Source organism: Oceanospirillum linum (assembly GCF_001995095.2).
GTDB lineage: Bacteria > Pseudomonadota > Gammaproteobacteria > Pseudomonadales > Halomonadaceae > Oceanospirillum > Oceanospirillum linum.
This window is the reverse complement of the sequence record NZ_MTSD02000191.1, coordinates 1-404: the sequence shown is the minus strand read 5'-3', so window position 1 is coordinate 404 and position 404 is coordinate 1. Positions and strand designations below refer to the sequence as shown.

The following is a 404-nucleotide window of genomic DNA, read 5'->3' as shown; positions in this document are numbered from 1 at the left end:
ATTTAATTCAAACTATGCTAGTGATGGAATTCATGTTAGTTATCGAGGTGAACGAATTGATTCCATGATTGCAATGGCATTCGAAGATCTTGGTTTTGATTATGCTCGTGATCCTTTTCGAGTGTATTATTCTGGTCGTATCATTGATGGAGCACATTCTCATTCATTTGAAATTCTTAAAGATGGATATGCAAAAGATGCATTTCATGTTTATTATCAAGGTGAGAAAATGCCAGGATTAATGACATCAACATTTACGACATTAGGTAATGGTTATGCAAAAGATTCATCAAATGTTTATTATCATGGTCGAAAAAGTGAAGGAACTAATTCGTTCCTATGTCAATCAACTTTCACGTGAATGAATGATGTGCTTTTTTTTTGTAAAATAATCAAACGAAAAA

1 protein-coding gene is annotated in these 404 nt (G+C 32.2%); it reads left to right on the top strand.

All coding sequences use genetic code 11. The features are described 5' to 3' along the window. Positions 1-361, top strand: a 361-nt coding sequence (locus tag BTA35_RS19050; protein WP_238377642.1) for a DKNYY domain-containing protein, incomplete at its 5' end; no start/stop codon positions are given. Positions 362-404 lie beyond the last annotated feature (43 nt).